The sequence below is a fragment of the Rhodospirillales bacterium genome, assembly GCA_016872535.1.
Taxonomy (GTDB): Bacteria; Pseudomonadota; Alphaproteobacteria; order Rhodospirillales; family 2-12-FULL-67-15; genus 2-12-FULL-67-15.
Map to the genome: position 1 here is coordinate 1 of VGZQ01000111.1, position 7550 is coordinate 7550.

Below are 7550 nucleotides of genomic sequence, written 5' to 3' on the forward strand. Positions count from 1 at the left end.
GCCGCGGTGCTCGGCTGCGAAGGCAAGTGGGCGATCCACCCGACGCAGATCGATCTCGCCAACACCCTGTTCAGCCCGAGCGAGGCGGAAGTAACCAAAGCACGCCGCGTGATCGAGGCGATGGAGAAAGCGCAGAAGGAAGGCAAGGGCGCGGTGACGCTGGACGGCCGCCTGATCGACATCGCATCCATCCGCCAAGCCGAAGTACTGGTGCGCAAGGCGGAGCAGGTGGCGAAAGCCAAGAAATAAATTAACGTCCGGCGGTCCTCAGGTCGGTGGATTGTCGCGAATCAAATTGAGGCGCCGGAACGCCCAATAAAGCCCGGCGAAGACGGCGACCATCACCGCCAGCACACCCGCGAACCCGTAAGGGCTGTGCCCGCCCGGGATGCCGCCGACGTTCATTCCGAGCAAGCCGGTGATGAACGTGAGCGGCATGAACATGGCCGTGACCACGGCGAGAATGTACATGGTGCGCTGCAACTGCTGGCGGCTGCGGCTGGCGAGCTGATCCTGGGCGATCTGGGCGCGTTCGCGGGTGGCATCGAGGTCTTCAAGGTGGCGGGAGGCTTGTTCGCGCACCTCGCGCAGTTGGGTCCGCTCCGCTTCGCCGAGCCACGGCGCGCGTTCGATCAGGAGATGCGCGATCGCGTCGCGTTGCGGGCCCATGTGGCGCCGCATCTGGATCGCCTGACGCCGCACGCTGGCGAGGTCGTTCGCGAGTTCCGTGTCCTTCGCTTCGGGGAGGTAAGCCTCGACCAGATCGAGCGTGTCCTCCAATTCATCGATCGCCGGCGCGATGCTGTCGGTCAGATGTTCGGCGAGGGCGACCAGAAGTGCCGCGCTGGTGTGAGGGCCGTCGTTACGTTCGAGCGCGCGCCGCACCATATCGGCCGACGTGAGCGGCCAGCGCCGACCGGAAACGATGCGTGCTTCGTTCAACCACATGCGCAGCGACACCAGCTGGTTGGGTTCGGGCCCAGGGATGTGCGTGATGCCGCGCAGGATAACGAGGAGTCCGTCGCGCATCGCGACGCTGCGCGGGCGGGTTTCCGATTCGGTCAGCGCCGCGGCGACCAATTCGCCGAGACCGGGCTCGCCTTCGATCCAGCTTCGGCTTTCGGGGTTGTCGATGTCGAGGTGAACCCAAAGTACGCCTTGTTCGGGAGTCCAGGCTTCGATCTCGGGCCAGCCTACGGCGCGGGCGCCGCCCCGGCCGTCGAGGATATGGGCGTGCGCGAGGGCGTCGTCTTTGCTCATGGAACGGCTCCTGGGCGCGCGCGGCCTCGGGTTCGGCGAACGCCTTGAGTTTGCACCGCTTTTCCCCATCGCTTCAAGGGCTTCGCCATGCTAGAAGCGGCCCCATGCATTATCTCGACTTCGAAAAGCCGATCGCCGAGATCGAGGGCAAGATCGAGGAGCTTCGGCATCTCTCCGGGCAAAACGGGGTCAACATCCTCGAGGACGTGGCGCGCCTCCAGGGCAAGGTCGAAAAGCAGATCCGCCAGACCTACGCCAAGCTCACGCCTTGGCAGAAGGCCCAGGTTGCCCGCCACCCCGACCGGCCGCATGCGCTCGACTACATCCGCGACTTGATCGACGACTTCACGCCGCTTGCCGGGGATCGGGCATTCGCCGAGGACCGCGCCGTCGTCGGCGGCCTGGGAAGATTTCGCGGCCGGCCCGTGGCGGTGATCGGCCATGAAAAAGGCTCGACCACCGAAGATCGCATCAAGCACAACTTCGGCATGGCCCGGCCCGAGGGCTATCGCAAGGCGCGCCGTCTGATGGAACTGGCGGATCGCTTCGCCCTGCCAGTGATGACGCTGGTCGATACTCCCGGGGCGTATCCCGGCGTCGACGCCGAGGCGCGGGGCCAGTCGGAAGCGATCGCGCGCGCGATCGACGCGTGCCTGTCGATCCGCGTGCCATTGGTCGCGCTGGTCATCGGCGAGGGCGGCTCGGGCGGCGCCATCGCGCTTGCCGCCGGCAATACCGTCATGATGATGGAACATGCGATCTATTCGGTGATCTCGCCCGAAGGCTGCGCCTCGATCCTGTGGCGCGACGGAGATCAGGCGAAGGTTATGGCGGCGGAGGCGTTGCGCCTTACCGCTCAGGATCTGCTCGGGTTCGGCGTGATCGACCGCGTTGTCTCCGAGCCGCTTGGCGGCGCGCACCGCGATCCCAAGGCAGCGATCGCCGCCGCTGGCGGCGCGATCGCCGAGGCGCTCGACGCCCTCTGTACCCTCGATGGCGAATCTTTGCGGACGCGCCGTCGCGAGAAGTTCCTCGAGATCGGGCGGAAAGGAATCGCCTGACCACCACATGGTTCCCTTCGTCGATCTGCTCGCACAATATCATTCCCTCAAATCCGAGATCGACCGCGCCATGGCCGACGTCATCGGCCAGTCGACCTATATTCGCGGGCCAGCCCTGGCAGTGTTCGAGCGGGAATTCGCTGCCGTCGTCGGCGCTAGGCACGCGATCGGCGTCGCTTCGGGCACCGATGCCCTCAATCTCGCCGTCCGTGTCCTCGGCCTCGGCCCCGGCGACGAGGCGATTACGGTTCCGAATACGTGGATTTCGACGGTTTTCGCCATTTCACACGTCGGCGCGCGGCCGGTATTCGTCGATATCGACCCGGCGACCGGGCAGATAGATGCCGACAAGTTGGAGCGCGCACTCACGCCCCGAACCAAGGCGGTCCTGGCGGTTCATATGTTCGGCCATCCCGCGCCCATGGACCGGATCATGGCGCTTTGCCGCCCGCGCGGCATTCGCGTGATCGAGGACATCGCCCAGGCACCGCTGGCCGAGGTTGGGGGCCGCAAGGTCGGCTCGTTCGGCGATCTTGCCTGCTACAGTTTCTATCCGAGCAAGAACCTCGGTTGTTACGGCGACGGTGGTGCGGTTACGACCGACGACGATGCGCTTGCCGAGAAGGTTCGGCGCTTGGCCGATTACGGCCAGCGCGAGCGTTATCACCACGAGGCTGTCGGCTGGAACTCGCGGCTTGATACCCTGCAGGCAGCGATTTTGCGGGTCAAACTTCCGCATCTCGCCCGCTGGAACGATGAGCGGCGGGCGCGGGCCCGGCGTTACGGCGATCTGCTCGCCGGATTGCCGGTGCAATTGCCGCGCGAGGCGCCCTGGGCGAAGGCGGTCTATCACCTCTACGTGGTCGAAGTGGATCGGCGCAACGAGTGCTTGGCGTTTCTGCGGACCCGTGGCGTCATGGCCCAGGTGCATTACCCGACGTGCGTTCACCTGCAGCCGTGTTACGCCAACCTCGGTTATCGATCGGGCGATTTCCCCGCCGCCGAGGCGGCCAAGGACCGCATCCTGTCGCTGCCCATGTATCCGGAGCTGACCGAAGATCAGATGAAGACCGTCGCCGACGCCCTAGCGGCGTTCGTCGGGCAAGGCTAGTGTCGGGGAACCGAGGGTATCGCTCGTGAGCGCCACGCCCACTTTCCGTGATGTCGGCATCGTCGATGTCGAATTTGGCCGCAACGTCACCGTGGTCCGTCCCGCCAATCTGTACGGTTGCCGGATTGGAGACGACTGCTTCATCGGCCCGTTCGTCGAAATCCAGAAAGGAGCTGTCATCGGCGCGCGTACCCGCGTGCAATCGCACGCGTTTGTGTGCGATCTGGTTACGGTGGGCGAGGATTGCTTCATCGGCCACGGCGTCATGTTCATCAACGATTGGTTCCGCACCGGCCGCCCGGCGCGTAATCGCCCCGACCTGTGGGTGCCGACGGTGATCGGCAACCGTGTCAGCATCGGTTCTAACGCGACTGTGCTGCCGGTTACGATTTGCGACGACGTTGCCATCGGTGCCGGTTCGGTGGTGGCTAACGACATCGATAAGCCCGGCATTTACCTCGGCAGTCCGGCGCGCTACGTCCGCCCGTTCGATCCCGAGCCGCCGCAAAAGGATTGAGAATGGCCAAGCCGCTGACGCGCCTGTTGCGCAAGCTGTGCAACGCCATGGGCTACGATCTGTTGCGCCTGCAGAAGACGCGCATTCATCCCGAAGCGATCAGTGGACTGGGGCGCGGTGGCGGGTTGGACGCGTTCGAGGCGGTGGCACCGCGCGAGGTCCGGCAACTCGATATCTACTTGCGCAGTTGCGCGCGCGTTGAGGTATTCGCCCAGGCGCGCGGGCGCTTCATCGGCGTTCCCAAGTGCGAAGTGGTAGTACGCTGCCTCAATTCGCTGGTCCGTTCGATCGCCTATGCCAAGACGATCGGTCTGGAAACGCCAATCCTTCTGACGGTGATTGACGATCATTCGTCCAAGGACTGCGTCGAGCGTATCAAGGCGGTGCTGGCGACGGCGCCGTGCCCAACCCAGTTCCGTCCCTTGGAAGGTACCGGCGTCGGCGCGTCGCTGACGGAGATGTATCGGCTGGCGCGGGAAGAAGCCAAAGATCTGATATACTTTACCGCCGATGACTTTTTGCACGAGGATCGCGCGATCCTCGAGTTGGTGCAAAGCTATGGGCGCTTGGCCTCCGTGCTCAAGTGCGACCCGGTCCTGTTCATTTCCGATTATCCCGACCGCTACAAGCACGTCTATCCGACCCATATCCTGCTCGGCAGTCACCGGCATTGGCGCAGCGTGCATGCCACCAACGGTGCCGACACCATCAGCCGGGATATTCTTTTGAAATATTGGAATCTCTACGAGGCATTCGGGCGCTACGGCATTGACCCCGCGGTGACCGAAGAAAACACTATCGATAAAATCTACAACGACGTGCCGTGCTATTCGCCATTGCCGAGCCTCGCCGTGCATTTCCAGCACTTCGACACGCTCTCACCCTATTTCGATTGGCAAAAGTGGTGGGACGCGTCGAAAGTTTAATTTGACATGCGGTTGAGATAAGTTAGCGCAGCGCTTGCGCGCGCAAAATTGCCGACCACCCGTTTCGGGTTCAGCAGTAGAACGTAGAGCAGGGTTTTCAATCCGTACCGGAGGAGATGCGCGCGTGCCTCGGCTCGCGCTCGCGTGGCCTCACCATGCTTGCCCATAACGTAGAAGTGCCCCCACGTCATGTGCCAGTCCTTGCGCCAGCGTACGCGCCTATCCATCCGGCTGGAACGGCCACCGAGGTGCGTGACGCGGGCATCCGGCAGGACGATCATCGCACGACTGGCTCGGCTCATGCGCAGGCACAGATCGACGTCTTCGCCGTACATGAAGATGGCTGGATCAAACCCGCCGACGTGGCGCCAGGCGTTCATGGCGCAGAGCCACGCCGCTGCCGTGACAAACCAGGTGCAGAATGGGCCAGCCGGGATATCACCCGCTGGGCGGTGGGTACGCTCATTCGGTCCCATGACGGGCAGGGAATGCCGGCCTTTGCTGTCCGTCAGCAACGGTGCAACGATCCCGGCGTCGGGAAATTCGCCGGTAGCGTGCAAGAGCAAATCAAGTGCGGCGGCGTTGCATGTGGTATCCGGGTTCAGCAGCAGCGCGTATGGCGTCGCGACGGATTCGAAACCGCGGTTGGCGGCGCGGCCGAAGCCTTCGTTCCGATCATTGCGCAGGAGCAGTGCATCGGAGCGCGTTCGCCGCACCACGGCGCAGGTATCGTCGTTGCTCGCATTATCGATGACGACGCAGGGAATCGCCGGCAGGGAGGTAAGACAAGGTTCGATCACCTCGGCCGAGTTATAGGTGACAATGATCGCGGTGACGTCGCGCGATATATCGGGAATCGGCCGTAGCCTTGCTGCGTCCACCATGCCGTCGGCCATTTCCGGGCTTTTGCTTCGGGGGCTCTTATCATACATTCCGCTTCGCCCGCAACGCAGAGCCTATAACGCAGGGGAGAAGGGCCGATGAAACGCGTGCTGTACGCGCAGGCGGTCTACGGTCCAGACGAAATCGACGCGGTTCTCGAGGTGTTGCGGAACCGCCCCCTGGCGCTGATGACTGGCCCTTCGGTCACGGCCTTCGAAGAACGGGTCGCGTCCCTGTTCGGCAAGTCGTACGGCCTGATGGTTAATTCAGGATCATCGGCTAATGGCCTTGCCGTCGCCGCACTTGATCTGCCCGCCGGATCCGAAGTTGTTACTCCCGCGCTGACTTTTTCCACCACCGTCGCGCCGTTGGTGCAACAGGGTCTCGTGCCGACATTTGTCGATGTGGAACCCGATACGTTCAACATCGACGCGACGGCAGTCGAGGCGATGATAGGGCCGAAGACGCGGGCATTGATGGTACCGAATTTGATCGGAAACCTTCCCGATTGGCCGGCATTGCGCGCAATTGCCGATCGCCATGCCCTCAAGGTTATCGAAGATTCGGCCGACACGGTCGGCTATCGCCTTGGCAATGCGCTACCGGGCGCCTATTCCGACGTAGCAACTACCAGTTTTTATGCGTCGCATGTGATTACCGCCGCCGGATTTGGCGGGATGACGATGTTTAACGACGAAGCGCTGGCGCGACGAGGAATACTGCTGCGCGGATGGGGGCGCAGTTCTAGCCTGAGCAGGGAGTCCGAAGCGATCGAAGATCGCTTCGGCGCGATCGTGGACGGGATTCCCTATGATTCAAAATTTGTATTCGAGGGTATTGGCTACAACTTTCTGCCATCCGAGATCGGCGCCGCTTTCGGCCTCGTGCAGCTCGATCGGCTGGAGAGCTACATCGACATCCGAATCCGCAACTTCAAGAAATTGCTGGATTTTTTCCGCGCCTACGAGAAGTGGTTCGTGTTGCCGCGCCAGCGCCCCGCAACGCGTACCGCGTGGCTCGCATTTCCCTTTATTGTGCGCGACGAGGCACCGTTCAAGCGCCGAGAGCTGCAAATCCATTTCGAAGCGCACGGTATCCAGACACGAACCGTCTTCACGGGCAACATTTTGCGCCAGCCCGGCTTTCGCGATATCGCGCGCCGGGAAAGTCCGCGGGGTTACCCCAATGCCGACCGGGTAATGCGCGGCGGGCTTCTGATCGGGTGTCATCACGGCCTGGATGAGGCCGCGATCACCCATATGTGTAACACGTTCCGCGAGTTCGCGCGGAGATACTGATTCGGGGCGAATTTTGGAATTGACGCTATGAACCGCGTTTTGATGACGGGTGCTGCTGGATACGTCGGGCATCGGCTCGCTCGTCGACTCGCGGGCGATGGCATCGCGGTCACCGCCCTGCTGAGGCCTAGTTCGGATCGATCGCGCTTGGCGAAAGTGCCGGGTTTGACCGTGCGGGAACATGACGGAGACTTGGACGCGCTGGTCGCGATCCTCGCCGACGCGAAGCCGGAAGCAGTTTTCCATTTGGCCGGCAAATACGTGCGCGAACACGCGCGCGCCGATGTCGCAGGGCTGATGCGTGACAACATATTGTTCGGCGTCGAACTTCTGGAGGCGATGCGCGCTGCCGGTATGAATCGCTTGGTGCACGCCGCCACGTATTTTCAGCACATGGACGGTTCCGCTTATCGGCCGCTCAATCTGTATGCTGCGACCAAGCAAGCGTTTGAGGACATGCTCTCCTATTACGTCGCCGTGCACGGTTTTTCTGCC

At 62.8% G+C, this 7550-nt stretch carries 9 protein-coding genes; 7 read left to right on the forward strand and 2 right to left on the reverse strand.

Annotated features, from left to right (window positions below):
• Positions 1 to 249 (forward strand): CoA ester lyase (locus FJ311_15200; protein ID MBM3952783.1); only part of this gene is annotated, 249 nt, incomplete at its 5' end.
• Positions 250 to 267: 18 nt separating this feature from the next.
• Here the strand turns inward: FJ311_15200 and FJ311_15205 are convergent.
• Entirely contained in the window at positions 268 to 1329 is a 1062-nt protein-coding gene (locus FJ311_15205; protein ID MBM3952784.1) for a zinc transporter ZntB, read from the reverse strand.
• A 35-nt stretch (positions 1330 to 1364) separates the two neighbouring features.
• Between FJ311_15205 and FJ311_15210 the strand changes: the two genes are divergently transcribed.
• The 4 genes from FJ311_15210 to FJ311_15225 are packed head-to-tail and all read left to right on the forward strand — an operon-like array spanning position 1365 to position 4875.
• Entirely contained in the window at positions 1365 to 2321 is a 957-nt protein-coding gene (locus FJ311_15210; protein ID MBM3952785.1) for an acetyl-CoA carboxylase carboxyltransferase subunit alpha, read from the forward strand.
• A 7-nt stretch (positions 2322 to 2328) separates the two neighbouring features.
• Complete coding sequence (locus FJ311_15215; GenBank protein MBM3952786.1) at positions 2329 to 3432, forward strand: DegT/DnrJ/EryC1/StrS family aminotransferase; 1104 nt, start codon at positions 2329 to 2331, stop codon at positions 3430 to 3432.
• Between the two features lie 25 nt (positions 3433 to 3457).
• Positions 3458 to 3949, forward strand: a complete 492-nt coding sequence (locus FJ311_15220; protein ID MBM3952787.1) for an N-acetyltransferase — start codon at positions 3458 to 3460, stop codon at positions 3947 to 3949.
• Between the two features lie 2 nt (positions 3950 to 3951).
• Positions 3952 to 4875: a hypothetical protein gene (locus tag FJ311_15225; GenBank protein ID MBM3952788.1), complete on the forward strand. Its 924-nt coding sequence runs from the start codon at positions 3952 to 3954 to the stop codon at positions 4873 to 4875.
• Here FJ311_15225 and FJ311_15230 read toward each other — a convergent pair.
• On the reverse strand, positions 4872 to 5807 hold the full coding sequence (locus FJ311_15230; protein ID MBM3952789.1) for a glycosyltransferase family 2 protein: 936 nt from the start codon (positions 5805 to 5807) through the stop codon (positions 4872 to 4874). The two genes, FJ311_15225 and FJ311_15230, sit on opposite strands and share 4 nt — an antisense overlap.
• Positions 5808 to 5855: 48 nt before the next feature.
• Here FJ311_15230 and FJ311_15235 point away from each other — a divergent pair, with 48 nt between their 5' ends.
• Positions 5856 to 7055 (forward strand): aminotransferase class I/II-fold pyridoxal phosphate-dependent enzyme, encoded by a 1200-nt coding sequence (locus FJ311_15235; GenBank protein MBM3952790.1) that lies wholly within the window; start codon positions 5856 to 5858, stop codon positions 7053 to 7055.
• 27 nt (positions 7056 to 7082) lie between these two features.
• Positions 7083 to 7550 (forward strand): NAD(P)-dependent oxidoreductase (locus FJ311_15240; protein MBM3952791.1); only part of this gene is annotated, 468 nt, incomplete at its 3' end.

Coding starts and splice junctions, on each gene's coding strand:
- FJ311_15235 (MBM3952790.1), top strand. CDS start 5,856: ATGAAACGCGTGCTGTACGCGCAGGCGGTCTACGGTCCAGACGAAATC.
- FJ311_15215 (MBM3952786.1), top strand. CDS start 2,329: ATGGTTCCCTTCGTCGATCTGCTCGCACAATATCATTCCCTCAAATCC.
- FJ311_15205 (MBM3952784.1), bottom strand. CDS start 1,329: ATGGGGAAAAGCGGTGCAAACTCAAGGCGTTCGCCGAACCCGAGGCCG.
- FJ311_15210 (MBM3952785.1), top strand. CDS start 1,365: ATGCATTATCTCGACTTCGAAAAGCCGATCGCCGAGATCGAGGGCAAG.
- FJ311_15225 (MBM3952788.1), top strand. CDS start 3,952: ATGGCCAAGCCGCTGACGCGCCTGTTGCGCAAGCTGTGCAACGCCATG.
- FJ311_15230 (MBM3952789.1), bottom strand. CDS start 5,807: ATGTATGATAAGAGCCCCCGAAGCAAAAGCCCGGAAATGGCCGACGGC.